Origin of the sequence: Telmatospirillum sp. J64-1 (assembly GCF_006980715.1) — a bacterium.
GTDB classification, from domain to species: Bacteria; Pseudomonadota; Alphaproteobacteria; order Rhodospirillales; family Magnetospirillaceae; genus Oleiliquidispirillum; species Oleiliquidispirillum nitrogeniifigens.
On record NZ_SBHN01000003.1, the window covers coordinates 193,663 to 220,376 of the forward strand.

Genomic DNA, 26,714 nt, shown 5'->3' on the forward strand with positions numbered 1-26,714 from the left:
CTCATGGCCTTGCTCATGGGACTGACGGCCCTTTCCATCGACATCATGCTGGTGGCCCTGCCCAATATCACCGCCAGCTATGCGGTCACCTCGGCCAATGACCAGCAGTTGGTCATCACTGCCTATCTGGCCGGATTCGCCCTGGGCCAGCCTTTCCACGGCCCGCTTTCCGACCGTTTCGGCCGCAAGCCGATCCTGCTGATCGGCCTGGCGATCTTCGGCATCGCCTCGCTGGCCGCCGCCCTGGCCCCCAGCTTCTGGACCTTGCTGGCCGCCCGCGCCTTGCAGGGCTTCGGCGCCGCTTCGCCCCGCGTGGTTTCGACGGCCATCGTCCGCGACCGCTTTGCCGGGCGCGACATGGCCCGCGTCATGTCCTTCGTGATGATGGTCTTCATCACCGTGCCCGTCATCGCCCCCCTGCTGGGCGAAGGGGTGATCCGCCTGGGATCGTGGCATTGGATCTTCGCCGTCCTGGTCGCCGCCGCCGTCCTGGCGCTGGCCTGGGTGGCCCTGCGCCTGCCGGAAACCCGCCCCCGCGAGGACCGCATCCCCCTCTCCTTCGCCAGCCTGACGCATACCTTCGGCACCGTCATCCGCAACCGGGTAGCGCTGGGCTATACGCTGGCACTGGGCTTCATGTTCGGTAGCCTGATGAGCTATATCGGCACGGCCCAGCAGGTCTTCGTCGATGTCTACGGCCTGGACGAGATGTTCCCCTTCGTGTTCGGGGGGATCGCCGCCTTGATGGCCCTGTCCTCCTTCACCAATGCCAAGCTCGTCGGCCGGATCGGGATGCGGCGCGTTTCCCATACGGCGCTGCTCGGCTATGTGCTGGCTTCGGCCGTGATGCTGGCTTTCGGCTTTCCGCAGCATCCGCCGCTGATCGCGCTGGTCGTCTTCCTGGCCGCGTCCTTCTACTGCTTCGGCCTGGTGGTGTCGAACTTCAACGCGCTCGCCATGGAAAAGCTGGGGCATGTGGCCGGCATGGCCTCGTCGGTGATCGGCTTCTATACCACCGCCGCCGGGGCCTTCTTCGGCTGGGCCATCGGCCAGTCCTTCGACGGGACCGTCCGACCCTTGCTGTTGGGCTTTGCCGCCCTGGGCCTGGGCGCACTGGCCTGCATCCTGGTCACGGAAAAAGGCCGCCTGATGCAGACGCGCTAACCTTGGGATCTGTTATCGGGAAATGCGCCGATGGGCTTCCTCGACCGGCGTGCCGGGCTGGTCGGGGGGCATGGGCATAGCCGGAACGACGGCGGCAGGCGTGCCGAAGCTGGGCTTGCCGGGAATTTCCTGGGTGCAGCCGATCAGCCTCTCGCGGTCGCGCGCCAGGGGCTGGGCGTAGCAATCCGGTCCAGCCAAGCTGCGGTAGCAGCAAAGCTGCGCCTGTTTCGGTTCCGGTGCGCCTCCGCAACCGCCGAGCAGGCCCAGAAGGACCAACCCGGCGGCGCTCAGCGGAAGAGAGGAGGAGAGCATGAAGCAGATTTAGGGCTTCTCCTCCCGCGCTCCAATCAGGCCACAGGGCCTATATCTTAGGCCCCTGCCCCATGGCCCAGGCCTCAGCCCTCGACCCGGCTTTCCTGGAAGCGCACGGGCTGGCCTGCGGCATCGCCGACCAACTGGTCCTCGAACATCACCCGACGCCCCCGGATGATGGTGGCCTTGGGCCAGCCGGTAACCTTCATGCCGTCAAAGGGCGTCCAGCCGCTGCGGCTGGCGATCCACATATTGGTGATGGTGCGCTGGGCCTTCATGTCGACGACGGTGAAGTCGGCGTCATAGCCCAGGGCGATGCGGCCCTTGCCAGCGATATTGTAGATGCGCTGCGGACCGGCGCTGGTCAGGTCGACGAAGCGTTCCAGCGTCAGGCGCCCTTCGTTGACGTGATTGAGCATCAAGGGCACCAGCGTCTGCACGCCGGTCATGCCTGAGGGGCTTTGCGGATAGGGCTTGGCCTTCTCTTCCAGGGTGTGGGGCGCGTGGTCCGAGCCCAGCACATCGACCACGCCGTCGGCGATGGCCTTCCACAGCGCCTCGCGGTGGCGGGCCTCGCGGATCGGCGGGTTCATCTGGGCCAGCGTGCCCAGGCGTTCATAGCATTCCGGCGCGGCCAGGGTCAGGTGCTGGGGCGTGGTCTCGACCGTCGCCAGTTCCTTATGCCCGGCCAGATATTCCATTTCCTCGGCGGTGGTCACATGCAGCACATGGACGCGCCGCCCGATCTTCTCGGCCAAGGTGACAAGGCGGGTGGTGGCGCGCAGGGCCGTCATCTCGTCGCGCCAGACCGGATGCATGGCCGGGTCCGCGCCCTTCTCCACCAGATGCCAGCGTTCCTTCAGACGCGGCTCGTCCTCGCAATGGACGGCGATGCGGCGGAAGCCACTCTTCAGCACGGCGGCGATCTGCTCGTCATTCTCGACCAGCAGGCTGCCGGTGGAGCTGCCCATGAAGACCTTGATGCCGGCGCAGCCGGGCATCCGCTCGATCTCGGCCAGGGCCTCCACATTGTCGCCCGCCGCGCCGATGAAGAAGGCATGGTCCACCCAGGCCCGCCCCCGCGCGCGGTCGAACTTTTCCTGCAAGGCCTCGCGGGTGGTGGTGCTGGGCTTGGTATTGGGCATCTCGAAGACCGCGACCACGCCGCCCAGGGCCGCAGCCGCCGTGCCCGTCGCCAGATCCTCCTTGTGTTCGAGGCCCGGCTCGCGGAAATGGACCTGCGTGTCGATCACGCCGGGCAGCACATGCAGGCCCTTGGCGTCGAACACATCCGCGGCCTTGGCCGAGCCCAGGTCACCGATGGCGGCAATGCGCCCGGCGCGCACGCCGATATCGGTGATGGTGGTGACACCGGGCAGGACGACGGTGCCGCCCCGCAGAACCAGGTCGAAACTGTCTGCCATGATGTTCCCTCTCGTTAGCGTGCGGCCAAGGCGTCGAACACGTCGCCGCCGCCGGGCCGCCCTTCCACATGATGCCGATGCCACAGGGCATAGAACAGCAAACTCCAGGCGGCGAAACCTGTCTTGCCCGCCGCCTCCTGGCACAGCGCCTCGACCCGGCCCGGCTTGCAGATCTCGGCAATGGCGGGCTGCGACGCCAGCAACGGCCCCAATTCGGGCCGCGCGGCGATCCACTCCCCGACCGGCACGGTGAAGCCGCGCTTGCGCGAAAAGGGCTTGGCCTCCGGCAGAGCCGTCTCCAACCATTTCCTGACGATCCATTTGCCGAGCTTGCCCTGCAGTTTCAAGCGATCCGGCAGCCGGAAGGCGAATCGGGCCACCTCCAGGTCCAGGAACGGCACACGTCCCTCGACCCCATGGGCCATCAGGCAGCGGTCCAGCTTGATCAGCAGATCATTGGGCAGCCAGTCGGCGCAATCCACCGCCTGCACGGCTTGGAGGCGGGAACGCCCGGTCTCCGCCTGTGCCCGTTCGGCGGCGGCGATGCCGTCCCGCCAGCCCCTCGGCGCCTCGCGCAGGACGTCCAGCCCGTCGAAGGTGCCACGGCGGCGCATCCGCCGGGCCAGCGGCCAGGGACGGATTGCCGAACGATAGCGGCCATAGCCGCCGAACAATTCGTCCCCGCCCTCGCCGCTCAGCACCACCTTGACGTCCTGGCGGGCGACCTGCGCCAGCTTGAAGGTCGGCAGAGTGGCATAATCGGCGGCGGGATCGTCCAGAGCGGCGGCAACCTGGGGCAGCAGGGTCCAGAAATCCCTTTCCCCGAAATCCACTTCCACATGCCGCGCCCCGGTGATGCGCGCCAGTTCCCGCGCATGGTCGCGCTCGTCATGGGCGGCAGTGCCAGAAAAACCGGCGGTATAGGCCAGAACCGGTGTCGGATTGAGCCGCGCCATCAGCGCCAGCAGCACCGAGGAATCGATCCCGCCCGACAGGAACATGCCATAGGGAACGTCGGCGCGCTGGTGATGCCCGACCGAGTCCGTGAGGATCGTGTCGAAGCGGCGCAGGGCTTCGGCCTCGCCGATCTCTTCCGGGACGCCGGGCGGCAAGGCGTCGAGACGGCGGCGGGCCACCACCCTGCCCTTCTCGACCACGATGGTTTCCCCGGGCAGGACGCGCCGGATGGAGTCGAAAATGCTGTCGGGCCCGGTGGTGAATTGCAGTTGCAGCAATTCCCCCAGCTTGTCCCGGCGCAGGCGCGGCTCCACCAGGCCGGAACGCAGCAGCGCCTGGGGTTCGGAGGCGAAGGCGAAACCGGCGGGGGTCTCGGCATAGTAAAGCGGCTTGATGCCGAAGGGATCGCGGGCCAGGATCAGCCGCCCTTGCGGCACGTCATGCAAGGCCAAGGCATACATGCCGCGCAGGCGCGAAACGAAATCCGGCCCCGCGCGCCGGTAAAGATGCAAAGGCGGCTCGCAATCCGAACGGCTGCGGAAGCGGATGTCCGGCAGCGACGCGCGCAATTCCGGATCGTTGTAGATCTCGCCATTGGCCACCAGGGCGGTGCCGTCCTCGGCCAGGAAAGGCTGGTCGCCGGTCTCCAGATCGATGATCGCCAGCCGCGTATGGACCAGCACCACATCGCCGTTAACATGGCTGCCCTGCCCATCCGGCCCGCGATGCCCCAGGGCCTGGGCCAGGGAACCGGCCGTTCCCTCGGCCACCGGCTTGCCGTCCAGCGCCATGAACCCCGCTATGCCGCACATCAGCGCCGCTCCAAGCCTTGAGAAACCTGTTCGAAGAAGTCCAGATAGCGTGCCACGACCGCCTGTTCGGCGAATTGCGCGTGATAGGCCTGCCTGCCCGCCTCTCCCAAGGCCGCGGCGAGGGCCGGGTCTTCCAGCACCTTGCCGATGGCCTGGGCCAGTGCCGCCGCGTCGTCGACGCGCGTCAGCAGGCCCGTCCGGCCATCCTCAATCAACTGGCTCGGCCCCTGCGACGCCGCCGCCACGACCGGCCTGCCCTGGGCCCAGGCCTCGATCACCACATTACCCAGGGGCTCGTGCCGCGACGGACAGACGAAGGCATCTGCCGACACATAAAGATCACCGGCATCGTCGCGCCAGCCCAGGAAGCGCACCCGGTCGACCACCCCCAGCTCGGCGGCCAGCTTTTCCAGCTCCGCCCGCAGCGGCCCCTCGCCCGCCAGCCACAGATATACGCCCGGCAGACCGGGCATGGCCTTCAGCAGGACATCGAAGGCCTTGTTCTGGTGCAGACGGCCCAAGGCGAAGACGCGCTTGGCCTCGGGCGGGGTGGAAAAGGAATCGCGCGGCAAGGGCTTGCCCGGCCGGGCATCGGCGAAATTGGGCAGATAGGTGGCGCGTTCCGGCGGCCAACCCTGGCCGACCAGCCAGGCGACGATATCAGGCGTGTTGCCGATCAGGTGGTCGCAGGCCCGGTAATATTTCAGGTCGTAATAGCCGCCGAGCCGCGCCGCATGGACATAACGCCCGCCGCCCTTGGGGCAGAAGCGGGTCGCCCGGTTCATCCAGGTCAGGACCACTTGCGGCCTGAACGAGGAAATCTGGCGGCGGAAGCCCAGCGGCGTGGCAAAATCGAACAGGCCGCCGAACGGCAACTCGACCACGTTCACGCCCTGGCCGCGCAGCCTTTGTGCCCGCTCGGCATTGCGGCGGATCAGGACACGCTGTTCAAGTCCTGCACGCGCCAGTCCGACGGACAGGCGTTCGAAAAAGGCCTCGGCTCCGCCATGAGCGGCACCGGCCATGGCCTGAAGGACTCGCATATCTACACGACCTCGGCGATCAGGGCTTCGAAATCGGCGGCGACATGGCTCCAGCTTCGTCCCGTCTGATGCAGTCGGGCCTCGCGGTTCATGCTCCAGAAGGCATCCTCGTCCCCCAGCATGTGCAGGGCCAGGTTGACGAAGGCGTCGTCGTCGGGAACGACATAGCCGGTCTGGCCGTCGATCACCCGCTCGCGCACCGCCCCCAGTGAACGGCACAAAGCGGGCACCCCGCAGGCCTGGCTTTCCATCAGGGTGAAACAGCCCATGTCCTGCGCATGGCCGGGATAGAGGTGCAGACGGGCGCGGCGATAGGCCTCGGCCATGACCACGTCGCCTTGCGGCTGCTGGATCATGACGCCGCCGCTTTGCTGGGCCGCCAGCACCTTGCCGAAGACGCTTTCCAGGGCCTCGGGCACTCCACCGCCCTCCACGGCGCGGGCGAGGCCGGCGGAATAGACATGCAGTTCGGCATCGGGCAATTCGGGGCGGATGCGGCCGGTCCACAGGTCCAGCACGGCCTCCAACCCATGCAGCGGATGGGTGGTGACGATGGCCCGCTTGCCCGCCGGGTCGTTGGGTGCCTCGTCCAGATAGTCATAGCGCAGGCCCGGCGCGATGACGCGGGCGATGCGCGAGGGATTGTAGGTCCAGCCTTCCGCCTGGGCCTTGGCGATAAAGGCCAGGGCAGGCTTGAACTCGTCCAGCAAGGCCCGCGTCTGCGGACTGTCGAACAGGCTGGCGGGTTGGGTCAGCCACAACAGCCGCTTGGCCGCGCCCGGCACCTCGCGCAGCAATTCCGGCTTGCGGAAGGCGATCAGGACATCGGTGCGCAACGGCCGCGCCTCGTCCCAGCGCCACCATTGCGCCCCGTCGATGGCGATGGAAAAGCGGCAGCGGTTGTAGACATGAACGTCATGCCCCCGTTTCGCCAGAGCGCTGGCCAGGCTGGCGAAGCATTTCTCCGCCCCGCCCAGGGGACGGGTCGCCGGAGTATGGCCATCGAAGGGAACGGAATCGTCGATCAGGGTGATATGCATGCTGGGCCTTGGTCGGTCGGCGGGCGGCAGTGTACGGGCCCGCGCCGCCTCTGCCAAGCGCCCTTGCCAGAAGGCAATGTTTGCCCCACCTTTTGGAGCGGTTCCGGCTTTTATCTTTAGGACGCTGTCCCATGTCCGATTTGCGCTATGTGCTTCTTCCCCATCGCGGTGTCCTGAGCCTGTCGGGCGAGGACCGACGGACCTTCCTGCAAGGCCTGGTCTCCAACGACGTCACCAAGGTCGCCCCCGACCGCGCCATCCATGCCGCCTTCCTGACGCCGCAGGGCAAATTCCTGCATGAATTCTTCATCATCGAGCAAGGCGACACCCTGCTGCTGGAGGGCGAGGCCGAGCGGCTGGACGATCTGCGCCGCCGCCTGTCCATGTACAAGCTGCGTTCGAAGGTGGTGATCGAAGTCCGTCCCGATCTGGCGGTGGCCGCCCTGCTGGGCGAAGGGGCCGAAGCCGCGGCCGCCAAGATCGAAGGTGCCGCGGCCTTCACCGATCCGCGTCTGGCCGCTGCGGGCGCACGGGTGCTCCTGCCCGGCGACAGTGCCGCCGCATCGCTTGAACAGGCCGGCTTCGCCCGCGCCGAACTGGACGAGTGGGACCGCCTGCGCCTCCGCCTGGGCCTGCCCGACGGCAGCCGCGACATGGTGATCGAGAAGGCCATCCTGCTGGAGAACGGCTTCGACGAACTGAACGGCGTGGACTGGAAGAAGGGCTGCTACATGGGCCAGGAACTGACGGCCCGCACCAAGTATCGCGGCCTGATCAAGAAGCGCCTGATGCCGGTCGAGATCGACGGCCCCGCCCCCGCCCCGGGCACACCCATCCTGTTCGGCGAGGCCGAGGCCGGAGAGATGCGGTCTTCCGCCGGTTCGCTGGGCCTTGCCATCATCCGCCTGGAATATCTGGACAAGGACGGAATCTTCACCGCCGGCGAGGCCCGCGTGACGCCGCACAAGCCCGATTGGGCCAATTTCTGATGGGCAGCGAGATCGCCATCATCGCCGGGCTGGTGGCGATCGCCCTCGCCCTCAAGATCGGCTTCGTCCTGTGGATCCGCCAGCGCATGCGCGAGGACGAAGCCCGCCGCCGGGCAGCGGAGGAAGGCTCTATTCCTTCCTGACCCCCAGCACCATTTCCTCGCGGCGGCAATCGCCGGTGGCCCGGTCGCGGATCTCGATCATGCAGGAGATCCCGGCATCCCGCAGCGACTTGGCCAGGGTGGCGGCCTTGTCCTCGGCATCCAGGCAGGAGCGGTGCATGCCCAGGATCGTCGCCACCACCTCGAAGGGCCCGGCATTGGTGGCGGGATAATGTTCCGACAATTCCAGGAATTCGTGGGAAGGCTTGTCTTGCATCGCGGTCTCCGGCCCGAAGGGAGAAAGAGGAAGCGAAAAAGTTTCGCCCCGTTCCAAAGATCGGGCAGAACCGAGAGACGGACAAGAAGAGCAGAGGTTTAGCCCCCTCTGAACGCGGGAACACTCCCCCCGGCGCGGCGGCATGGTCGGAAGCGTTAGCAGGCTGCGGAAAAACATCCATAGCTCCCACTTTCCCGTCATCCCCGCGAAAGCGGGGATCCAAGTTGGGGCAATGCTGAGGGCTCGCCGCAAGATGTGGATGCATGGATTCCCGCTTTCGCGGGAATGACGAGGTTTTTTCTACATCCTGTTAGAGCCGCCGGTCCCCGAAACCTACTTCAAGACCGCCGCAAGCCGGTCGGCCAAAGCCTGGATTTGCGAGAAATCCCCCGGCTCGGCCGTCCAGGCCATCTTCAGATTGTCCCTCTGGAAGCGCGGCAGGACGTGGATATGGAAATGTTCCACCGTCTGGCCTGCGCCGGGGCCATTGGCCTGGACGAGGTTCAGGCCGTCGGGCGCGACCACCTGGCGCACCGCCTTGGCGACGCGCTGGGCCATGAGGACCGTCGCCGACAGGCTGGAAGCCGGCAGCAGGAAGAGATTGGGCGCGTGCAGCTTGGGGATCACCAGTGCATGACCGGGATTGGCCGGATTGATGTCCATGAAGGCCAAGCAACGCTCGTCCTCGGCGATGCGGAAGGCTGGGATATGGCCCGAAACGATGCGGCAGAAAACGCAATCGGGATCGTAGGGGATCATGCGGACAGTCTTTCGGTAACGGCCGCCAGACGGCCAAAGGGGCTTTCATCGGGGGCAAGACGCAGATCGCCCGCCCGACGCACGCCTTCGCGCCCGAAGCGTTCGCGCACCGCCTCTTCCAGCCAACTTTCGGCCTGAGCATGGCGGGCCGCCTGCAGGCGGCCCGCTTGGTTCATCCAGTCATGGTGGCGGTCGATGACTTGCAACAGCTCGTCCACGCCTTCCTTGCGCAGGGACGAAACCAGCAGCACCGGAATGTCCCAGCCATCGCGATGATCGGCCAGGGACAGCGCCCCCTTCACATCCGCCCGCGCCCGGTTGGCCGCCGGGCCCATATCGGCCTTGGTCACCACGACGACATGGGGGATCTCGGCGATGCCCGCCTTCATGAATTGCAGCGAATCCCCCGAACCGGGCTGGACACAGAACAGCACCGTGTCGGCCACGCCCACCACATCGGTCTCGGACTGGCCCACCCCGACCGTCTCGATCAGCACCACGTCGAACAAGGCGCGCATCAGCACCATCGAGGACACCGTCAGCGCCGCCAAGCCGCCCAGGCGGTCGCGCGCGGCCATGGAACGGACGAAGATGTCCTGGTCCTCGGGATCGGTGGCAAGGCGCGTGCGGTCCCCCAGTAAGGCCCCGCCCGAACGGCGCGAGGAGGGATCGACGGCGATGCAGCCGACCCGGCGCCCCTGCCCGCGCCATCCGCCGATCAGCGCATTCATCAGCGTCGACTTGCCCACGCCGGGCGGGCCGGTCATGCCCACCACGCGGGCGACGGGCGCTTCATAGGCCTGGGTCAGCAGCGCAACCACATCGGGCGCATCCGGCGCCGCCTCGATCCGCGCCAGCGCCCGGGCCAACTGGGCCTTGCCGCCGGCCCTGATATCGTCAAGCGTGATCATCGGCTTCTTGCTTCATCTCTTGCCGCAGGGCCCTGCCCTGCACCCGCAAAGGGCCTCAGGCCCTTTGATCCCTTTCCCTGTTCCGTCACTCCCGCGAAAGCGGGAGTCCATATGCCCCAAAGGAAGCTGCGGCGACATGGATGCCCGCTTTCGCGGGCATGACGATAAACAAACTCTGACGGGCCTGCACGGCATCCGCACAGAAAAAGGGCGGCGCCTTGCAGCACCGCCCTTCCCCTCTTTTTACGCCAGGCTTTCGGCACCGGCACCCAAAGCGGCCTGCGCCGCCGCGAGGCGGGCGATCGGCACGCGGTAGGGCGAGCAGGAGACGTAATCCAGGCCTACCTTTTGGCAGAAGGCGATGGAGGCCGGGTCGCCGCCATGTTCGCCGCAGATGCCCAGCTTGATGTTCGGGCGGGTCTGGCGGCCGCGTTCGGCGGCGATGGCGATCAGCTCGCCCACGCCGTCGCGGTCCAGCGTCGCGAAGGGATCGTTTTCATAAATACCCTTCTGGCGATAGACCTCGACGAAGCTGCCGGCGTCGTCGCGCGACATGCCGAAGGTGGTCTGGGTCAGGTCGTTGGTGCCGAAGCTGAAGAATTCGGCCGATTCCGCGATCTGGCCGGCACGCAGGGCGGCGCGCGGCAGTTCGATCATGGTGCCGACCAGATAGTCCAGGCGGTACTTGCTGGCGGTGAAGACCTCTTCGGCCACCCTGTCGATGGCTTCCTTCAGCAGGTCCAGTTCCTTCTTGGTGCCGACCAGCGGGATCATGATCTCGGGCGTCACGGTCTTGCCGGTGCGGCGCGAAACCTCGACGGCGGCCTCGAAGATGGCCTGGGCCTGCATCTCGTAGATTTCGGGATAGGTGATGCCCAGGCGGCAGCCGCGATGGCCCAGCATCGGGTTGGATTCATGCAACTGCTCGGCGCGCGCCTTGATGGTCGCCACGTCGATGCCGGATTCACGCGCCACATCAGCCATTTCGGCTTCGGTGTGCGGCAGGAATTCGTGCAGCGGCGGGTCGAGCAGGCGCACCGTAACCGGCAGGCCCTGCATGATCTCGAACAGGTCGATGAAGTCCTGGCGCTGATAGGGCAGCAGCTTGGCCAAAGCGGCGCGGCGGCCCTTCTCGTCACCGGCCAGGATCATCTCGCGCATCGAGATGATGCGCTGCGGATCGAAGAACATGTGCTCGGTGCGGCACAGGCCGATGCCTTCGGCACCGAACTTGCGCGCGGTCTGGGCGTCCAGCGGCGTTTCCGCATTGGTGCGGACGCGCAGGTTACGGATGGTGTCCACCCACTCCATCAGCGTAGCGAAGTCGCCGGTCAGTTCGGGCTGGATGGTGGGCACTTCGCCCAGCATCACCTGGCCCGTCGAGCCGTCGATGGTGATGACGTCACCTTCGCGGACTTCCTTGCCCGCAGCCTTCAGGACCTTGGCCTTGTAGTCGACGCGGATGTCGCCGGCACCGGCAACGCAGGGACGGCCCATGCCGCGCGCCACCACGGCGGCGTGGCTGGTCATGCCGCCACGGGTGGTCAGGATACCCTGGGCCACATGCATGCCGCCGATGTCTTCGGGGCTGGTCTCGATGCGCACCAGGACGACCTTCTCGCCCTTGGCGACCCATTCCTCGGCATCCTCGGCCGAAAACACCACCTTGCCCGACGCCGCGCCCGGCGAGGCGGGCAGGCCGCGCGCCAGGATCTCGCGCTTGGCCTTGGGGTCGAGGGTCGGGTGCAGAAGCTGGTCCAGCGCCTGCGGCTCAATGCGCATGATCGCCTGCTTGCGGGTGATCAGGCCTTCACGCGCCATGTCCACGGCGATCTTCAGCGCAGCCTTGACGGTGCGCTTGCCGCCACGGGTCTGGAGCATCCACAGCTTGTTCTTCTGAACCGTGAATTCCATGTCCTGCATGTCGCAGTAATGGGCTTCCAGCTTGTGGCGCACGGCGTTCAGCTCGGCGAAGACCTCGGGCATGCACTCTTCCATCGAGGGCAGGTCCGAGCTCTGGGCCTCGCGGGCGGCCTTGGTCAGCTGCTGCGGCGTGCGGATGCCCGCCACCACGTCCTCGCCCTGGGCGTTGACGAGATATTCGCCGTAGAATTCGTTCTCACCGGTCGAGGGATTGCGGGTGAAGCAGACGCCGGTGGCGCAGTCATTGCCCATATTGCCGAAGACCATGGCCTGGACGTTGACGGCGGTGCCCCAGTTGGCGGGGATGTTGTGCAGGCGGCGATAGGTGATGGCGCGCTGGTTCATCCAGCTGCCGAACACCGCGCCGATGGCGCCCCAAAGCTGGTCCTGGACGTCCTGCGGGAAGGGACGGCCCAACTGCTCGGCGACCTTGTCCTTGTACTGGCCGACCAGCATCTTCCAGTCGTCGGCGGTCACTTCGGTGTCCAGGTTCAGGCCCCGGTCTTCCTTGTGACGCTCGAGGATTTCCTCGAAGTGATGATGTTCGACACCCAGCACCACATCCGAATACATCTGGATGAAGCGGCGATAGCTGTCATAAGCGAAACGCGGGTCGTTCGACGCCTTGGCCAGGGCCTCGACGGTCTCGTCGTTCAGGCCGAGATTCAGCACGGTATCCATCATGCCCGGCATCGAGGCGCGAGCGCCCGAGCGCACCGAGACCAGCAGCGGCATGGTCAGGTCACCGAACTTGGCGCCCATGCCCTCTTCCACCGTCTTCAGGGCTTCGTTCACCTGCTCGACCAGATCGGCGGGATACTGGTTGCCGTTATCGTAGTAATAGGTGCAGACCTCGGTGGTGATGGTAAAGCCGGGAGGAACCGGAATGCCGAGATTGCTCATCTCCGCCAGGTTGGCACCCTTGCCGCCCAACAGATTCCGCATATCGGCCCGCCCTTCGGCAGTGCCGGCCCCGAAACTGTAGACCCACTTCGTCATGACCCCTAACCCTCGATCTTGGAGAAATTGGCAATCTCTCCCATGGCGGACCCGATTTGGGCCAGCAGCCGCAGGCGATTTGCACGGACCTCGCGGTCCTCAGTATTGACCGTCACCCGGTCAAAGAACGCATCCACCGGCTGGCGCAGACGCGCCAGGGCGGACATGGCCTCGGCGAAGCGCTCTTCCCTCAGCAGGGGCTGCACTTCGGCGCCGACGGCGGACAAGGCATCGAACAGCGCCCGCTCTTCATCCTGGACGAAGCGGGAGGCATCGGCCTTGCCGTCATAGGTCTGACCGTCCTTCTTTTCCTCGATGCGCACGATATTGGCGGCGCGGCGATAGGCGATCAGCAGATTGGCCCCGTCCTCGCTGGCCAGGAAGTCCTTCAGCGCATCGACACGGGCCAGCAGGCGCACCAAGTCGTCCTCGTCGCCCAGGGCGAAGACGGCATTGACCAGATCGTGGCGCACGCCCTGCTCGCGGAAATGCACCTTCAGGCGGTCGGCGAAGAAGTCCAGCAGGTCGCGGGCGGTGGCCTCGCCGTTATGGACGAAGTCCGTGCCCGCATATTGCGCATGGGCGAAGGTGAAGAAGGGCCGGAGCGGCAGCCGCAGGCCGTTCTCGGTGATCAGGCGGATCACCCCCAGGGCGGCGCGGCGCAGCGCGTAGGGGTCCTTCGACCCCGTCGGCTTTTCATCGATGCCGAAGAAGCCGACCAGGGTATCGACCTTGTCGGCCAGGGCCGCGATCACCGACAGCGACGCATTGGGGCAGGAATCGTTCGGCCCCAACGGCGAGTAATGCTCGGCGATGGCCTGGGCGATCTCGATCTTCTCGCCGTCCTCGCGGGCATAGTAGCGGCCCATGATCCCCTGAAGCTCGGGGAACTCGCCCACCATCTCGGTCGACAGGTCGGCCTTGGCGAGCAAGGCGGCCCGCATGGCGTCGGCAACGTCGGCGCCGATGGTGTCGGCGGCCAGATGCTTGGCCAGGGCCTGCATCCGCTGCACCTTGTCGGCGAGCGTGCCCAGCTTGGCGTGGAAGATGCGTTCCGACAGCTTGGGCAGGCGGCTTTCCAGCTTGCGCTTGCGGTCGGTGTCCCAGAAGAACTTGGCATCCGACAGGCGGGCACGCAGGACGCGCTGGTTGCCCGCCACCACGGCCTTGCCGCCATCGGCGGTGGACATGTTCGAGACGACCACGAAGCGCGGGGCCAGCTTGCCCTCGGCGGTCAGGGTCGAGAAGTATTTCTGGTGCGAGCGCATGGAGGTGATCAGCACCTCTGCGGGCACGTCCATGAAGGCTTCGTCGATGGAGCCCATCAGCACCACCGGCCATTCCACCAGCCCGGTCACCTCGGCCAGCAGGCCCTCGTCGGGCTTGACGGTCAAGCCCTCGGCGGCGGCCAGCTTGGCGGCTTCCGCCTCGATGGCGGCGCGGCGCTCGTTCTGGTCGAGCATGACATGGGCGCCGCGCAGGCGGGCGGCGTAATCGGCGAAATCCTTGACCGCGAAGGGCTCGGGCGACAAGAAACGGTGGCCGCGCGTGGTGTCGCCCGCCGTAATCGGGCCGAAGCTCACCGGCACCACCGTCCCGCCGAACAGGCAGAGAATGGATTGCAACGGGCGGACATAGCGCACGCTGTTGGTGCCCCAGCGCATGGATTTCGGCCAGGGGAACTCGGCCAGCGCGGTCTCGACCACTTCCTTCAGCACTTCGGCGGTGGCGCGGCCCGGCCTGCGGATGACGGCGAACAGGAATTCGCCCTTGCCGGTATCGCGCGTCTCGCATTCGGCCAGCGTGACGCCGGCACCGCGCAGGAAGCCCTCGACGGCGGCCTCGGGGGCGCCGACACGGGGGCCGCGGCGCTCTTCCGAGACGTCGGGCGTGGCCTCGGGCAGGCCGTCGATCACCAGGGTCAGGCGGCGGGGCGTGACGAAGAATTTCGACGACCCGGCCTCCAGACCGGCCTTGGCCAGACCGTCGGTCACCAAGCGCTGCAGGTCTTCCCCGGCCCGCTGCTGCATGCGGGCCGGAATCTCTTCCGAGAAGAGTTCAAGCAGAAGTTCGGCCATGTCCTTAGCCCTCCACCTTGGGCTGGCGGTTGGCCAGCCAGCCTTCGCAGCAGGCCTTGGCAAGGGCACGGACGCGGGCGATGTAGCTGGCGCGTTCGGTCACCGAGATAACCCCGCGCGCATCGAGCAGGTTGAAGCGATGGCTGGCCTTGATGCATTGGTCATAGGCAGGCAACGGCAGGTTCGCGGCCAGCAAAGCCTGGCATTCCTGTTCCGCATCCTTGAAATGGCGCAACAGCATCTCGGTATCGGCATGCTCGAAGTTGTGGGCGGAATATTCTTTTTCCGCCTGAAGGAAGACATCCCCATAGGTGACGCCTTGGCCGTTGAAATCCAGGTCATAGACGTTTTCGACACCCTGGATATACATGGCGAGGCGTTCCAGGCCATAGGTCAGCTCGACCGCCACCGGGTCGCATTCGATGCCGCCGACCTGCTGGAAATAGGTGAACTGCGTCACCTCCATGCCGTCGCACCAGACTTCCCAGCCCAGACCCCAGGCGCCCAAGGTCGGGCTTTCCCAGTCGTCCTCGACGAAACGGATGTCGTGCAGCGCGGGATCGATCCCTAGACGCTTCAGGCTTTCCAGATAGAGTTCCTGGGCATTCGCCGGGGAAGGCTTCAGCAGCACCTGGAACTGGTAATAATGCTGAAGGCGATTGGGATTCTCACCATAACGGCCGTCTGTCGGCCGCCGCGAGGGCTGCACATAAGCCGCCTTCCATGGATCGGGCCCCAGGGCCCGCAGGGTGGTTGCCGGGTGGAAGGTCCCCGCGCCCACTTCCATGTCGTAAGGTTGAAGGATCAGACAGCCCTGTTCCGCCCAGAAGTTCTGGAGAGTCAGGATGAGGGATTGGAAGCTTGGCCGTGCGCCCGTCTGCGCCATTGAATCCGCCGCTCGATGGAGATCTGCAAAATGTACGGCAACCTAGCGGCGCGCCTGCCCCTGGTCAAGGGCAGCCATACCAATTCACCAAGGACAATCCTTCCGCCCACAATTCAGGGCATCTCCTTTGGGAACATAGGCATCGCAGGCGCGGCATTTCACCATCTCCTGCACCTCTCCCATGGATTGTCCCCCCTGTTTTTCACGTCCCGACACGCGGGGGCGGCTCTTCGGCGCGGCGATCTGCCGGCTGATATATTTCCAGCCGAACCAGACCACGCCGATGACCAGGAGGGTGAGAAGGATTTTCTGAATCATGGATCGAGTTATGACGCCCGCCCGACGGGGGGTCAAGCGATGCCGTCACTGCCTTTCTCATGAAGGCGGAAAATGCAACCCCCATAAAGCAAGGCTACTAAGGTTGGTAGGTTCGGCAACTATTAAGAAAACTTCCTTGCCGCGACGGAACCATGAGGGAGCTTACGCCACGCAGTAATGGAGGTTGTCGCCACCAAGCAACCATGACGCGCAGCACTGAACTTTCGATATATGTCTCCCGCCCCAGCCTTGCGCCATGCTGACGGGAACAGCAAAGCCAAAAGAGAGCCGGTCATGAAAAATACCAGCCCTTCGCATCTCGCTTTCCTGCAGATCAACGAAAGCTGCATCTCCTTTCTTCGGCTCTTCAAACCAACCCTCGAAAAGAATCTCGGCCAGATCATCATGGCTTTCTACCAGCACATGATGAACACGCCGGAAACCCGCGAGATCATCGGCGGCCCAGACAATATCGAACGCCTGAAGGCAGCCCAGAAGGAACACTGGCTTCAGCTTTTCTCGGGAAATTTCGACGAAGCCTATTTCCAGCGCGCCCTGCGCATCGGCCACGCCCATAAGCAGATCGGACTGGAGCCGCGCTGGTACATGGGCGGCTATTGCTTCATCCTGAACAAGCTGGTCCGCCTGGCGAGGGAGACCTATCCGATCCAGCCCAAGCGGCAGCTGGGCGTCATCGAGGCCATCAACAAGGCCGTCTTCCTGGACATGGAACTGGCGATTTCCGCCTATGAAGAAGCGGTCTTCGCGGAGAGGCGCAAGCGCCAGGAGCAGATGGAAGGGCTGATCGAGACCTTCGACGCCAATATCGCCCAGGCCGTGGAGAACCTGCAGCTGGCCGCAGGCGAGATGGATCACTGCATCACCAGCGTCGCCGATGCGGCTTCCCGCACCCTCAGCCGCTCCACCACGGCGGCGGCAAGCTCGGAGCAATCCTCCTCGAATGTCCAGGCCGTCGCCTCGGCGGCCGAGGAACTGAGCGCCTGCATCGCCCGGATCGGCACGCGGGTCGACGAATCCCGCGATGTCGCCAGCCTGGCGGTTTCGCAGACCGCGACCACCCATCAGGCGGTCGCGGGCCTGACGGGATCGGCCGAGAATATCGGGCGCGTGCTGGACCTGATCGGCGCCATCGCCAGCCAGACCAATCTGCTGGCGCTGAACGCCACCATCGAAGCCGCCCGCGCCGGAGAGGCGGGCAAGGGCTTCGCCGTGGTCGCCGCCGAGGTCAAGTCCCTGGCCCAGCAGACCACCCGCGCCACCACGGAAATCGGCCAGCAGGTGGAGGAGATCCAGCAGGCCACACGGGTCTCGGCCCAGGCGCTGGACAACATCCGCCAAACCATCGAACGCATGGCCGCCGTCTCGGCCGAGATCGCCACGGCCATCGAACAGCAGCGGACCGCGACCATGGAGATCGCCCGGAATGTCAGCGAGGCGGCGATCGGCGTCCGCGACATCGAGGACAGCATCGCCGAGGTAATGAACGCGGCCAACGAGAATACGGACGCCACCGAACGCTCGCGCACCGCATCCCAGCGCCTGAGCGACGAGTTCATCTCACTGCGCCGGGAAGTACGCACTTTCTTGGGAGCCGTCGCCGGTCATTGACGCCCTGCCCGCAGGCGGGACGTCCGCCTACAGCCCGTAGCGCCCCCACAAGGCCCGTTCCTCGACCGCCGAAAGCATCTCGGCGGCGATCTGCGCGGGCTCCGGGGCGGTCATGCCGAAACGGCGGCGCAGCCAGCCCTTGCGCTCGCCGATCAGGTTCAGCCGCACCTTGTCGCCGAAACGCTCGCGCATCACGCTGCGCATATCCCCCAGCCCGTCGATCAGCCCCAGTTCCAGCGCCCGTTTCCCGGCCCAGATGTCGCCGGTGAACAATTCCTCCTCGGGCGCCTTGAGGTGACCGTTGCGGCGCGTCCGCACCAGATCCTTGAAGCTTTCGAAGATATCGGCCTGCAGGGCAACGATGCGCGCCACGTCGTCCGGGTCTTCCGGACGGAAGGGATCGAGCAGGCCCTTGCGCGTGCCCTGGGTATAGACCCGGCGCTCCACCCCGATGCGCCCGATGGCTTCGTGGAAGCCGAAACCGGCGGAGATCACGCCGATGGAGCCGAGGATCGAGCTTTCGTCGGCATAGATCTCGTCGCCCGCGCAAGCCAGCCAATAGCCGCCCGAGGCCGCGACATCCTCGCAGAAGGAAAAGACGGGAACGCCTTTCTCCTTCGCCAGAGCGCGGATGCGGCGGTGGATCAGGGCCGATTGCACCGGCGAACCGCCCGGCGAATTGATCGCCAGAGCGACGGCCTTCAGGTCTTTGGGACGGAAAGCCTGTTCGATCAGGCCGGCCAGGCTCGCCAGGGTCAGGCCGTTGCGGAAGGCTCCGACCTGGCCGATGGGACCGGCGAGGCGGAGAACGTTGACGAGGGGGCGGGACTTACCCAGACCGACTCGCGCGAGAAGAGTGTCGAATGCCATGGTTCTATAGAGTAGGAGGGCGAGAGCTTTTTGCCAATCCACCCATTGGCTCAAGCCCCCCGCCGTGACGCAGCACAACCTCGGCCGCCTCGGAATAACGTCCATCCTCGTCATGCAGGACGAGGCCCGGCAGCAGGGTCGAGGGACCATTGACCCCTTTGCGGGCGGTGACGATCACCCGCTTGGCCGCCCGCCCCGCCTTGGGCCAAAGGGGAAAGACCGCCACCTCGCCCAGCTTCAGCCCATGCAGGCAGGCCAGCAGCGCATCCAGCCGGTCGGCGCGGTGGATGAGCGTCAGCCTGCCCTTGGGTTTCAGCATGCGGGCGCAGAACGCGGTCCAGGCGTTCAGGTCGGCGCTGCCTTCCATATTGGCGGTGGCCTTGCAGGCATTGGGCGACGGCCGGGCCCGCCCGGCGGCGACGAAGGGCGGATTGGTCATCACATGGTCGAAACCGCCCGCCTCCAGCCCTGCCGGAGGGTCCCGCAGGTCGCCCTGGAGGATCGTGAACCGGCTGCCCATGCCGTTCAGCGCCGCGTTCTCCCGCGCCAGGGCGGCGAGATCGGGCTGCAGTTCCAGCCCCGTCACTTGGCTCTCCGGCAGGCGCGCGAGCAGGCAAAGGGCTGCCGTCCCGACGCCGCAGCCCAGGTCCAGGACCCTTTGTCCAGGCTGGGAATGAAGGGCGGCGGCAAGAAAAACCGGATCGATGGCGGCACGATATCCAAGGCGGGGTTGCAACAGACGCAGCCTGCCTCCGAGAAGTGCATTTTCGTTAATGCCGTCTTCTTGCCGCATTCGCCCTTGTCCCCGGAACGGTCTGTGGCTAATTTCCTAGCCGCCGCGAGACTTTTAAGACTTGACGGTACTTGACGCAACTGAACCCGGCCGTAAGGCCTAGGTTCTTTGAAAGTGGGTGTGACGGTGGCAGTGGTTGCTAGTCGGCAGGAAGAAGGCAAGGCCGCGAGCCTCGAGGCGCTGACGGCGCTGGTGGAAGACGACCTGAAGAAGGTCAACCAAACCATCGTCGATCGCATGCATAGCCCCGTGGCGCTGATTCCGGAACTGGCCGGACATATCATCGCGGCGGGCGGCAAACGCCTGCGCCCCATGCTGACCCTGGCCGCCGCCCAGCTGTGCGGCATCCAGAACGACCGCCATGTACGTCTGGCCGCCTGCGTGGAATTCATCCATACCGCCACCCTGCTGCATGACGACGTGGTCGACGAAAGCGACCTGCGGCGTGGCCTCGCCAGCGCCAATGCGGTCTGGGGCAACAAGGCCAGCGTGCTGGTCGGCGACTTCCTGTTCTCGCGCTCCTTCGAATTGATGGTCGAGGACGGCTCGCTGGAAGTGCTGGCGATCCTGTCCCGCGCCTCGTCGATCATCGCCGAGGGCGAAGTCCTTCAATTGATCACCACCAACGACACCTCGACCACCGAGGAAGCCTATCTGGAGGTGATCCGCTCGAAGACCGCCGAGCTGTTCGCCGCCGCCGCACGCATCGGCGCCGTCGTCGCCGGCCGCCCGGCCGAGGAAGAAGCCGCGCTGGAAGCCTATGGCCGCAATCTGGGCGTGGCGTTCCAGCTGGTGGACGACGTGCTGGACTATTCGGCCAAGCAGGCCGAATTAGGCAAGACGGTGGGCGACGACTTCCGCGAAGGCAAGATCACCCTGCCCGTCATCCTGGCCTTCGCCCGCGGCACCGAAGAGGAACGGAGCTTCTGGCGCCGTTGCCTCGAAACGCTGGACCAGAACGAGGACGATCTGGCCCGCGCCATGGAATTGATGACCCGCCACGACAGCCTCAACGACTCGCTCGCCCGCGCCCGCGAATACGGCGACGAGGCCCGCAACGCCCTCTCCATCTTCCCGGATTCCGCCATTCGCCGGGCGATGATCGACATCGTCGACTTTTGTATCGAGCGGGCTTATTAAGCCCAAAAATTTCCTTTGCGGGGCTCCAGCCTTTGAGCTATAAGGACGCCTCGCCGCTGACGGAGTGTAGCTCAGCCTGGTAGAGCACTGTCTTCGGGAGGCAGGGGCCGGAGGTTCGAATCCTCTCACTCCGACCAGACGAAAAAGGCGCCGGATCGATGATCCGGCGCCTTTTTTCATGCCCTGCAGGGCTCAGCCTTCGGCCTTTTCCTCCTCCGGCAACAAGCCGGTGGGCAGGCCGTCGATGCTGCGGCGGTTCTTGGCCCGCCAATAATCCTCGACGCCTTCCGCGCCCTTCTTCTCCGCCCATCGCGGCAGCGTGTCGCGCTGGCCGACATAATCGAAAAGCGGGACGCCGAAGCCGCAGGAGGTCTGCACGGAGTCCACGTCGACGAGAAAGATCTGACGGATGCCGGGCAAGGCGGGAAAGAGCGCCGAATGTTCGGACCAATCCTCATCACGCGGCAGCACGCTGCGGCCCCGGCCATACAGGCGCAGGATACGCGGCGCGCCCGAGAAGGCGCAGAACATGACCGTGATGCGGCCATCTTCCAATAGATGGGCCGCCGTCTCGTTGCTGCTGCCGGTCAGGTCGAGCAAGGCCACCCGCCGCCCATCGAGCACGCGCAGGCTATCCAGCCCGCGCGGCGAGACATTGATGCGCCCCTGCGTCGGTGCGGAAGCGATGAAATAGATCTGTTGGGCCTCGATGAAGCCGCGCAGTTCGTCTGTGATTTCCGGATGAAACTGGCCCATCAGCGCAGATACCTTTCAAAGAAATTCAGCGTCCGCTCCATGGCGAGTTCGGCGCTTTGCGGATGATAATCCGTACGCATATCGCAATTGAAGCCGTGACCTGCGTCATAAAGGTGAATTTCCGCATCGGGCTGGGCCTTGCGGATGCGGTCCCGCGCCTCGGCCGGGATGGAGGAATCGCGTTCGCCGAAATGCATCATCACCGGGCAGTTCGGCTTTTCCTCGGCGAAATCGGCGATCTGCGCGCCGTAATAGCAGACGGCGGCATCGAAACCCAGGCGGCAGGCCGAGAGGAAGGACAGAGACCCGCCCCAGCAATAGCCGACGACGCCGACCTTGGCGGTTTCGGCGGCGATCTGCCGGCGCGCGGCCTCGATGTCGCGCAGGGGATCCTCCCAGTTCAGCCGCCCGCGCAATTCCCGCCCCTCGGCGATATCCTTGGCCTCGTAGCCCAGTTCCGTGTCGCGGCGCACCCGGTCGAACAGGGCCGGGGCAATGACGGCGAAATCCTTGGCGGCGAAGGCTTCGGCCACCGAACGGATATGGGCGTTGACGCCGAAAATCTCCTGCACCAGCACAAGCCCCGCCCGCGCCGGACGATGCTTAGGTGCCGCACGCCATGCGGAGAATTGATGGCCGTCTGCGGCGGTCAGGGTAATGAAATGGCCCATGGCTCGCTCCCTTCTTGGTCTTGAAGCCATGGTAGGCGCAAGAGAAGCAAGGCGTCGAGACTACCTTTCGGAAGAATGGAAAAGGCGGAAAGCCTTCCTAGGACCCGGCCATTTCTCTTAGGCGGGCCAGGCAGTCCTCGCGTCCGGCCCGGAAATCTCCTTCTTCCCACCAGCGTTCGATTGCGCCCAGCATCTCGCCGACGCGCGGGCCGGGGGGAATGCCCAGCGCCAGGATATCCCGCCCCTTGAGGGGAAATTCCACCGGCTGCCAGGCATCGGCCGCCTCCAGCAGGCTGCGCCAGGCATCCGCCTCGGTCGCGCGGGGGCGGTCGGAAACGGCGCGCCGTCCGGCCCAGGCGATCAGGGCGAGATCGCGGAAGTCCTCCGCCCCGATGCGGTGCAGGGCGCGGCGGCGTTCGACCGCCGTCATCGCCGGGTCGGGCACCAGGACCGGGGCCGCCAGGGCGATCAGGCGGCGGGTCTGGGCATTGGAGAGGCGCAGGCGCGCGGCGATGGCCGCCGCCCCCTCGGCATTGGTCGAGACCAGGCAGGCGAGACGGCGGATCGGATCGGGACGGACGCTCTCCAGCACCAAGCCACGCCTCTCCAGGAAGACCAGTTGACGCAGCCGCCCGAATTCCGCCGCCTCAGGCAGGATGTGGGGCAGGATCTTCTCGCCCTGCATCACCAGCAGGACGGAAACCGGATCGGGGGCCAGCAGCAGCTTGATCAGCTCGCCGCAGATGCGCTCGCCCGACAGGCTGGGCAGGTGGTGCGCCATCAGGCGGCAGGCCTGCAAGGCTTCGCGGTCCAGCGGCGGACGGCCGTAATGGGCGAAGAAGCGGAAGAAGCGCAGGAGGCGCAGCACGTCTTCCTCGATGCGCTTCATCGGATTGCCGACGAAGCGCACGCGCCCGGCCCCCAGATCGGCCAGTCCGTCGAAGGGATCGTAGATTTCGCCCGTGGGGGTGCAGAACAGGGCGTTGATGGTCAGGTCGCGCCGCGCGGCGTCCTGCACCCAATCGTCGGTGAAGGCGACGCGGGCCTTGCGGCCGAAGGTCTCGACGTCGCAGCGCAGCGTCGTGACCTCGAAATGCATGCCATTGGTCACGGCGGTCACGGTGCCGTGCTCGATGCCGGTGGGGATGGCGTGGATGCCCGCCTTCTCCAGCAGGGCGATGACCCGCTCCGGCGGATCGTGGGTGGCGATGTCGATATCCTTGATGGGGCGCTTCAGCACCGCGTCGCGCACGCAGCCGCCGACGAAGCGCACCTCGGCGCCTTCCGCCGTCAGGGCGGCGACCACCGCCCGGGTTTCCGGCGCGGTCATCCAGGCTTGAGGCTCAAGCTGGCCGACCGGCTCGGTCATGGCGGCCGTCATTCCCTCCGCCCCTCGCGTCCCAGTCCATAGAGGCGGTCGCGCTCGGTGCCGTCGCGCTCGATGGTGCCGGGGATGACCCGCCCCTGCTCGTCCAGCCGCGCCGGTTCATAAGCCGTGCCGGGGCCGCGCTGCTGCGGGTCCATGATCGTGACGCCGATCGTGATCACCAGCGCGAAGGCGACACCGGCGGCGGCCAGCCAGGTCCAGGGGACCTCCGACAGCGGCTTGCCCCTGTTCACCAGCACGATCCACAGAAGATAGAGGAGGGTCGGCAGGAAAAGCGGCAGCAGATAGGTCAGGAAGAAGCGCATCGGTCCTCGAGAACATCGCAGAGGTTGATCAGCATACCCGCCGTGGCGCCCCAAATGTAATGGCCTTGATAGGGCATGGCATAGAAAGGCCGCTCGCGCCCTTCCACCAGACGGGAACAACGCTGGTGATTGGAGCGGTCAAGGATGAAGGATAGCGGCACCTCGAAGGCCTCGGCCACCTCGAAGGGATCGGGGTTCAGCCCCAGCGGCGGCGTCACCAGCCCGACCACCGGCGTCACCCGGAAACCGGTCGAGGTGATGTAATCCTCCAGCCGCCCCAGGATCTCCACCTTGTCGGGCGGCAGGCCCACTTCCTCTTCCGTCTCGCGCAAGGCGGCGGCGACCGCGTCCTCGTCTTCCTCCTCGATCCGTCCGCCGGGAAAGCTGACCTGGCCGGCATGCTTGGCCAGATGGGCGGTGCGCCGCGTCAGCAGGACGGTCAAGCCGTCCGCATGGGCCACCAGCGGCACCAGCACCGCCGCCGGGATCTGCATGCGCGGCGGCGGCACCATCGAGGAGACCAACCTGCCTTCCGCCGTTGCCTCGATCCTGGCCGCGATTCGGGGATCGCGCGCCAATTCGGCGGCATTGCGGGCGTCCGAACGATCGCTACGGCTGAAACCGCGGGCCAGTTTTTCGGCGATAGCCGAAGGGGTTAGTCCTCCAGCTTGCCCAGAGGAAAGAAGGTTCCTTTGCTCCATATGCCGTACAGGACGTCCTCGCCTATCTTTTCTTCGAAGCCTTTTGCCACCAACTCATAGTAGACCGACCGCGTCAGCCTTGCTTCCAGACCATCACGCACCAAAACATAGGGAGAAGGCTCGCCGGTTTCATGCTCGGTTTCGATTCGGAGCGGATGGTCGGCGTCCACGGTGACGCATTCGTCAACATTGGTGCGGAAGCTGACGACCAGCTCGCGCCCCGACCCGGAGGTAAACATTTCGACCGCCGCAAAGGGAACATCCTCCACCTCGATCCGGCCCTCCTCGGCCGGAGTCACCAGCCAGTACGAACCGTCCTCGCGGCGGGTCAGAACCGAGGCGAAGAGACAGACCATCTCTTTGCGCCCGATCGGAGAACCATGGTAGAACCAAGTACCATTCCGGTCGATGCGCATATCGAGAGGACCGCAAACCTCACGCGCTTTCCCAGGCACGAGGGTATTCGCCGAAGACTTCGTCATCCGAGCAACCCGCGGTGCCATGGAGAAATCATGTGACGCCTGCCTCCACAAATCGATCCACTTCCGATGGGGGGAACGACGTGCCCACCGATATTGACGTAGTCAACCAGATCGAAGGTCTCAACACCCGCCTGGCCGAAGTGCGTGAGCGCATCGGTCGCATCATTTTCGGCCAGCAGCGCGTTATCGATGAAACTCTTACCACGCTCCTTGCCGGCGGTCACGTTCTGCTGATCGGCGTGCCCGGCCTGGCGAAGACCCGCCTGGTGCAGACCCTGGGCACGGTGATGGGGCTGGACGACAAACGCGTGCAGTTCACCCCCGACCTGATGCCCGCCGACATCCTCGGCTCGGAGGTGCTGGAAGAGATCGACGGCACCCGTTCCTTCCGCTTCATCAAGGGGCCGGTCTTCTGCCAGCTGCTGATGGCCGACGAGATCAACCGTGCCAGCCCGCGCACCCAGTCGGCCTTGCTGCAGAGCATGCAGGAACGCAAGGTCAGCGTGGCCGGGCATTACTACGACCTGCCTAGCCCCTTCCACGTCCTGGCGACCCAGAACCCGCTGGAGCAGGAAGGAACCTATCCCCTGCCCGAAGCCCAGCTCGACCGCTTCCTGATGCAGGTGGACGTGGACTATCCCGACGAGGATGCCGAACGCCGCATGCTGATTGCCACCACCGGCGCCGAGGAGGCCGAGCCGGTCCAGGCGATGACCGCCACCGACCTGCTGGCCGCCCAGCGCCTGGTGCGCAGCATCCCGGTAGGCGACAGCGTGGTCGAGGCGATCCTGTCCCTGGTGCGCGCCGGACGCCCCGAGACCAGCGAGGTCGAGATCGTGCGCCGTCATGTCGCCTGGGGTCCCGGGCCGCGCGCCAGCCAGGCGCTGATGCTGGCTGCCCGGGCGCGGGCGGTGCTGGACGGCCGCCTGTCGCCTTCCGTGGACGACGTGGTGGCGCTGGCCCAGCCGATCCTGCGGCATCGCATGGCGCTGAACTTCTCGGCCCGCGCCGAGGGCGTGCGCGTCGCCGATGTCATCGACGCCCTGTGCGACCGCCTCGCGTCCTGATGCCATGGCCGAGCAGCACAAGGAACAAGCCCGGACGCTGAGCCGGGCCGAGGCCCAGGCCTCCACCCTGCCGCCGCTGCTGGTGGCGGCGGAGCGCGTGGCGGCCACGGTGGCGGCGGGCACCCATGGACGGCGGCGCGTCGGGCCAGGCGAAACCTTCTGGCAGTTCCGCCGCTACCAGCCCGGCGATCCGGTGCAGAGCATCGACTGGCGCCAATCGGCGCGTTCGGACCCCATCTTCGTGCGCGAGACGGAATGGGCGCTGGCGCAAAGCGTCTGGCTGTGGCGCGACCGCTCCCCCTCGATGGCCTGGCGGTCCCATCCGGACCTGCCGGAAAAGGGCGAGCGGGCGGATCTGCTGCTGCTGGCCCTGGGCTCGCTCCTGGTGCGCGGGGGCGAGCGGATCGGCCTGCTGGGTGGCCCCGAACGGCCCTCCACCGGGCGCACCGCCCTGACCCGCATCGCCCTGGCGCTGGGCGATGCGCCGTCTTCGGAGGACGGCCTGCCCAAGGGCACGGACCTGCCCCGCCATGCCCAATTGGTGTTGCTGGGAGACTTTCTTTCTCCCCTTGAAGATGTAGACGCCGCCCTGCGCGGGCTTGCCGGGCGGGGCGTGAAGGGCCATCTGCTGCAAGTCCTCGACCCGGCCGAGGAGAGCCTGCCCTTTTCCGGCCGGGTCCGCTTCGCCGGTTTGGAGGGGGAAGGCCACACGCTGGTGCGCCGCGTCGAGGATGTCCGCGATGCCTATGCCAAGCGTCTTGCCGGACACCGCGAAGGCTTGCGTGCCATTGCCCGGACCCTGGGCTGGAGCTTCACCCTCCATCATACGGACCAACCACCGCAAGCGGCCCTGTTGGCGCTGCATGCGGTCTTGAGCGAGGTGTGACAGCCGATGCCAACCGCCCGGATGAGTGAGGCTT

General features: G+C 66.0%; 27 protein-coding genes and 1 tRNA gene. 8 read left to right on the top strand and 20 right to left on the bottom strand.

Annotated elements, in window-relative coordinates; all coding sequences use genetic code 11:
* Positions 1–3: 3 nt before the first annotated feature.
* Positions 4–1,164 carry a multidrug effflux MFS transporter gene (locus EPD66_RS04690; protein WP_255448366.1) on the top strand — a complete coding sequence of 387 codons (1,161 nt, stop codon included), beginning with the start codon at positions 4–6 and terminating at the stop codon, positions 1,162–1,164.
* A gap of 12 nt (positions 1,165–1,176) precedes the next feature.
* Here the strand turns inward: EPD66_RS04690 and EPD66_RS04695 are convergent, their stop codons facing one another.
* From EPD66_RS04695 to EPD66_RS04715, 5 genes are all read right to left on the bottom strand, one after another.
* Positions 1,177–1,476 (bottom strand): hypothetical protein, encoded by a 300-nt coding sequence (locus tag EPD66_RS04695; protein ID WP_142847317.1) that lies wholly within the window; start codon positions 1,474–1,476, stop codon positions 1,177–1,179.
* A gap of 83 nt (positions 1,477–1,559) precedes the next feature.
* Entirely contained in the window at positions 1,560–2,900 is a 1,341-nt protein-coding gene (locus EPD66_RS04700) for a dihydroorotase (RefSeq protein WP_142847318.1), read from the bottom strand.
* A gap of 14 nt (positions 2,901–2,914) precedes the next feature.
* On the bottom strand, positions 2,915–4,669 hold the full coding sequence (gene asnB, locus EPD66_RS04705; protein WP_142847319.1) for an asparagine synthase (glutamine-hydrolyzing): 1,755 nt from the start codon (positions 4,667–4,669) through the stop codon (positions 2,915–2,917).
* Positions 4,669–5,712, bottom strand: coding sequence for a glycosyltransferase (locus tag EPD66_RS04710; protein WP_142847320.1), 1,044 nt, complete (start codon positions 5,710–5,712; stop codon positions 4,669–4,671). Before EPD66_RS04710 ends, asnB begins: the two co-directional genes overlap by 1 nt.
* A 2-nt stretch (positions 5,713–5,714) precedes the next feature.
* A complete protein-coding gene (locus tag EPD66_RS04715; RefSeq protein ID WP_142847321.1) occupies positions 5,715–6,752 on the bottom strand; it encodes a glycosyltransferase in 1,038 nt (345 codons plus the stop codon).
* Positions 6,753–6,883: 131 nt separating this feature from the next.
* Between EPD66_RS04715 and EPD66_RS04720 the strand changes: the two genes are divergently transcribed.
* Positions 6,884–7,741, top strand: a complete 858-nt coding sequence (locus EPD66_RS04720; protein WP_142847322.1) for a folate-binding protein YgfZ — start codon at positions 6,884–6,886, stop codon at positions 7,739–7,741.
* Complete coding sequence (locus EPD66_RS23980) at positions 7,741–7,884, top strand: hypothetical protein (RefSeq protein WP_185961252.1); 144 nt, start codon at positions 7,741–7,743, stop codon at positions 7,882–7,884. The genes EPD66_RS04720 and EPD66_RS23980 overlap by 1 nt, the downstream gene beginning before the upstream one ends.
* Here EPD66_RS23980 and EPD66_RS04725 read toward each other — a convergent pair.
* The 7 genes from EPD66_RS04725 to EPD66_RS04755 form a co-directional block, all read right to left on the bottom strand.
* The gene (locus EPD66_RS04725) at positions 7,871–8,119 is read right to left on the bottom strand and encodes a hypothetical protein (protein ID WP_142847323.1); all 249 of its coding nucleotides are present in this window, start codon (positions 8,117–8,119) and stop codon (positions 7,871–7,873) included. The genes EPD66_RS23980 and EPD66_RS04725 overlap by 14 nt on opposite strands.
* A 333-nt stretch (positions 8,120–8,452) precedes the next feature.
* The gene (locus tag EPD66_RS04730; RefSeq protein WP_142847324.1) at positions 8,453–8,878 is read right to left on the bottom strand and encodes an HIT family protein; all 426 of its coding nucleotides are present in this window, start codon (positions 8,876–8,878) and stop codon (positions 8,453–8,455) included.
* Complete coding sequence (gene meaB / locus EPD66_RS04735) at positions 8,875–9,786, bottom strand: methylmalonyl Co-A mutase-associated GTPase MeaB (protein ID WP_142847369.1); 912 nt, start codon at positions 9,784–9,786, stop codon at positions 8,875–8,877. Before meaB ends, EPD66_RS04730 begins: the two co-directional genes overlap by 4 nt.
* Before the next feature lie 246 nt (positions 9,787–10,032).
* On the bottom strand, positions 10,033–12,711 hold the full coding sequence (gene ppdK, locus EPD66_RS04740) for a pyruvate, phosphate dikinase (RefSeq protein WP_142847325.1): 2,679 nt from the start codon (positions 12,709–12,711) through the stop codon (positions 10,033–10,035).
* A 5-nt stretch (positions 12,712–12,716) separates the two neighbouring features.
* Positions 12,717–14,789: a glycine--tRNA ligase subunit beta gene (glyS, locus tag EPD66_RS04745; RefSeq protein WP_142847326.1), complete on the bottom strand. Its 2,073-nt coding sequence runs from the start codon at positions 14,787–14,789 to the stop codon at positions 12,717–12,719.
* Positions 14,790–14,793: 4 nt separating this feature from the next.
* A complete protein-coding gene (locus EPD66_RS04750; protein WP_142847327.1) occupies positions 14,794–15,675 on the bottom strand; it encodes a glycine--tRNA ligase subunit alpha in 882 nt (293 codons plus the stop codon).
* Between the two features lie 84 nt (positions 15,676–15,759).
* A complete protein-coding gene (locus tag EPD66_RS04755) occupies positions 15,760–15,993 on the bottom strand; it encodes a hypothetical protein (protein ID WP_142847328.1) in 234 nt (77 codons plus the stop codon).
* A 294-nt stretch (positions 15,994–16,287) separates the two neighbouring features.
* Here EPD66_RS04755 and EPD66_RS04760 point away from each other — a divergent pair, with 294 nt between their 5' ends.
* The gene (locus EPD66_RS04760; protein ID WP_185961253.1) at positions 16,288–17,622 is read left to right on the top strand and encodes a globin-coupled sensor protein; all 1,335 of its coding nucleotides are present in this window, start codon (positions 16,288–16,290) and stop codon (positions 17,620–17,622) included.
* A gap of 27 nt (positions 17,623–17,649) precedes the next feature.
* Here the strand turns inward: EPD66_RS04760 and EPD66_RS04765 are convergent, their stop codons facing one another.
* Positions 17,650–18,492: a S49 family peptidase gene (locus tag EPD66_RS04765; RefSeq protein ID WP_142847330.1), complete on the bottom strand. Its 843-nt coding sequence runs from the start codon at positions 18,490–18,492 to the stop codon at positions 17,650–17,652.
* Between the two features lie 4 nt (positions 18,493–18,496).
* Entirely contained in the window at positions 18,497–19,228 is a 732-nt protein-coding gene (locus tag EPD66_RS04770) for a tRNA1(Val) (adenine(37)-N6)-methyltransferase (RefSeq protein ID WP_255448367.1), read from the bottom strand.
* Positions 19,229–19,411: 183 nt separating this feature from the next.
* On the opposite strand from EPD66_RS04770, the gene EPD66_RS04775 reads away from it, so the two are divergent.
* Both EPD66_RS04775 and EPD66_RS04780 read left to right on the top strand, forming a co-directional pair.
* Positions 19,412–20,425 carry a polyprenyl synthetase family protein gene (locus EPD66_RS04775; RefSeq protein WP_142847370.1) on the top strand — a complete coding sequence of 338 codons (1,014 nt, stop codon included), beginning with the start codon at positions 19,412–19,414 and terminating at the stop codon, positions 20,423–20,425.
* Positions 20,426–20,485: 60 nt separating this feature from the next.
* Positions 20,486–20,562 (top strand) — tRNA-Pro (locus EPD66_RS04780).
* A gap of 55 nt (positions 20,563–20,617) precedes the next feature.
* Here EPD66_RS04780 and EPD66_RS04785 read toward each other — a convergent pair.
* From EPD66_RS04785 to EPD66_RS04810, 6 genes are all read right to left on the bottom strand, one after another.
* Positions 20,618–21,181, bottom strand: a complete 564-nt coding sequence (locus EPD66_RS04785; protein ID WP_142847332.1) for a pyridoxamine 5'-phosphate oxidase family protein — start codon at positions 21,179–21,181, stop codon at positions 20,618–20,620.
* On the bottom strand, positions 21,181–21,852 hold the full coding sequence (locus tag EPD66_RS04790; protein ID WP_142847333.1) for a dienelactone hydrolase family protein: 672 nt from the start codon (positions 21,850–21,852) through the stop codon (positions 21,181–21,183). Before EPD66_RS04790 ends, EPD66_RS04785 begins: the two co-directional genes overlap by 1 nt.
* A gap of 97 nt (positions 21,853–21,949) precedes the next feature.
* The gene (locus EPD66_RS04795) at positions 21,950–23,233 is read right to left on the bottom strand and encodes a CCA tRNA nucleotidyltransferase (protein ID WP_142847334.1); all 1,284 of its coding nucleotides are present in this window, start codon (positions 23,231–23,233) and stop codon (positions 21,950–21,952) included.
* Positions 23,230–23,544, bottom strand: a complete 315-nt coding sequence (locus EPD66_RS04800; protein WP_142847335.1) for a hypothetical protein — start codon at positions 23,542–23,544, stop codon at positions 23,230–23,232. Before EPD66_RS04800 ends, EPD66_RS04795 begins: the two co-directional genes overlap by 4 nt.
* Positions 23,529–24,122: a CoA pyrophosphatase gene (locus EPD66_RS04805; protein WP_255448368.1), complete on the bottom strand. Its 594-nt coding sequence runs from the start codon at positions 24,120–24,122 to the stop codon at positions 23,529–23,531. Before EPD66_RS04805 ends, EPD66_RS04800 begins: the two co-directional genes overlap by 16 nt.
* A 77-nt stretch (positions 24,123–24,199) precedes the next feature.
* Positions 24,200–24,727, bottom strand: a complete 528-nt coding sequence (locus EPD66_RS04810; RefSeq protein WP_142847337.1) for a DUF1285 domain-containing protein — start codon at positions 24,725–24,727, stop codon at positions 24,200–24,202.
* Between the two features lie 80 nt (positions 24,728–24,807).
* On the opposite strand from EPD66_RS04810, the gene EPD66_RS04815 reads away from it, so the two are divergent.
* Both EPD66_RS04815 and EPD66_RS04820 read left to right on the top strand, forming a co-directional pair.
* The gene (locus EPD66_RS04815) at positions 24,808–25,794 is read left to right on the top strand and encodes a MoxR family ATPase (RefSeq protein ID WP_142847338.1); all 987 of its coding nucleotides are present in this window, start codon (positions 24,808–24,810) and stop codon (positions 25,792–25,794) included.
* The gene (locus EPD66_RS04820) at positions 25,757–26,680 is read left to right on the top strand and encodes a DUF58 domain-containing protein (RefSeq protein ID WP_370511862.1); all 924 of its coding nucleotides are present in this window, start codon (positions 25,757–25,759) and stop codon (positions 26,678–26,680) included. Before EPD66_RS04815 ends, EPD66_RS04820 begins: the two co-directional genes overlap by 38 nt.
* Positions 26,681–26,714 lie beyond the last annotated feature (34 nt).

Bases quoted from the DNA above. Each gene is read 5' to 3' on its own strand.
- EPD66_RS04690 (WP_255448366.1), top strand. From the start codon at position 4: ATGGCCTTGCTCATGGGACTGACGGCCCTTTCCATCGACATCATGCTG.
- EPD66_RS04695 (WP_142847317.1), bottom strand. From the start codon at position 1,476: ATGCTCTCCTCCTCTCTTCCGCTGAGCGCCGCCGGGTTGGTCCTTCTG.
- EPD66_RS04700 (WP_142847318.1), bottom strand. From the start codon at position 2,900: ATGGCAGACAGTTTCGACCTGGTTCTGCGGGGCGGCACCGTCGTCCTG.
- asnB (WP_142847319.1), bottom strand. From the start codon at position 4,669: ATGTGCGGCATAGCGGGGTTCATGGCGCTGGACGGCAAGCCGGTGGCC.
- EPD66_RS04710 (WP_142847320.1), bottom strand. From the start codon at position 5,712: ATGCGAGTCCTTCAGGCCATGGCCGGTGCCGCTCATGGCGGAGCCGAG.
- EPD66_RS04715 (WP_142847321.1), bottom strand. From the start codon at position 6,752: ATGCATATCACCCTGATCGACGATTCCGTTCCCTTCGATGGCCATACT.
- EPD66_RS04720 (WP_142847322.1), top strand. From the start codon at position 6,884: ATGTCCGATTTGCGCTATGTGCTTCTTCCCCATCGCGGTGTCCTGAGC.
- EPD66_RS23980 (WP_185961252.1), top strand. From the start codon at position 7,741: ATGGGCAGCGAGATCGCCATCATCGCCGGGCTGGTGGCGATCGCCCTC.
- EPD66_RS04725 (WP_142847323.1), bottom strand. From the start codon at position 8,119: ATGCAAGACAAGCCTTCCCACGAATTCCTGGAATTGTCGGAACATTAT.
- EPD66_RS04730 (WP_142847324.1), bottom strand. From the start codon at position 8,878: ATGATCCCCTACGATCCCGATTGCGTTTTCTGCCGCATCGTTTCGGGC.
- ppdK (WP_142847325.1), bottom strand. From the start codon at position 12,711: ATGACGAAGTGGGTCTACAGTTTCGGGGCCGGCACTGCCGAAGGGCGG.
- glyS (WP_142847326.1), bottom strand. From the start codon at position 14,789: ATGGCCGAACTTCTGCTTGAACTCTTCTCGGAAGAGATTCCGGCCCGC.
- EPD66_RS04750 (WP_142847327.1), bottom strand. From the start codon at position 15,675: ATGGCGCAGACGGGCGCACGGCCAAGCTTCCAATCCCTCATCCTGACT.
- EPD66_RS04755 (WP_142847328.1), bottom strand. From the start codon at position 15,993: ATGATTCAGAAAATCCTTCTCACCCTCCTGGTCATCGGCGTGGTCTGG.
- EPD66_RS04760 (WP_185961253.1), top strand. From the start codon at position 16,288: ATGAAAAATACCAGCCCTTCGCATCTCGCTTTCCTGCAGATCAACGAA.
- EPD66_RS04765 (WP_142847330.1), bottom strand. From the start codon at position 18,492: ATGGCATTCGACACTCTTCTCGCGCGAGTCGGTCTGGGTAAGTCCCGC.
- EPD66_RS04785 (WP_142847332.1), bottom strand. From the start codon at position 21,181: ATGGGCCAGTTTCATCCGGAAATCACAGACGAACTGCGCGGCTTCATC.
- EPD66_RS04790 (WP_142847333.1), bottom strand. From the start codon at position 21,852: ATGGGCCATTTCATTACCCTGACCGCCGCAGACGGCCATCAATTCTCC.
- EPD66_RS04795 (WP_142847334.1), bottom strand. From the start codon at position 23,233: ATGACGGCCGCCATGACCGAGCCGGTCGGCCAGCTTGAGCCTCAAGCC.
- EPD66_RS04800 (WP_142847335.1), bottom strand. From the start codon at position 23,544: ATGCGCTTCTTCCTGACCTATCTGCTGCCGCTTTTCCTGCCGACCCTC.
- EPD66_RS04810 (WP_142847337.1), bottom strand. From the start codon at position 24,727: ATGACGAAGTCTTCGGCGAATACCCTCGTGCCTGGGAAAGCGCGTGAG.
- EPD66_RS04820 (WP_370511862.1), top strand. From the start codon at position 25,757: ATGTCATCGACGCCCTGTGCGACCGCCTCGCGTCCTGATGCCATGGCC.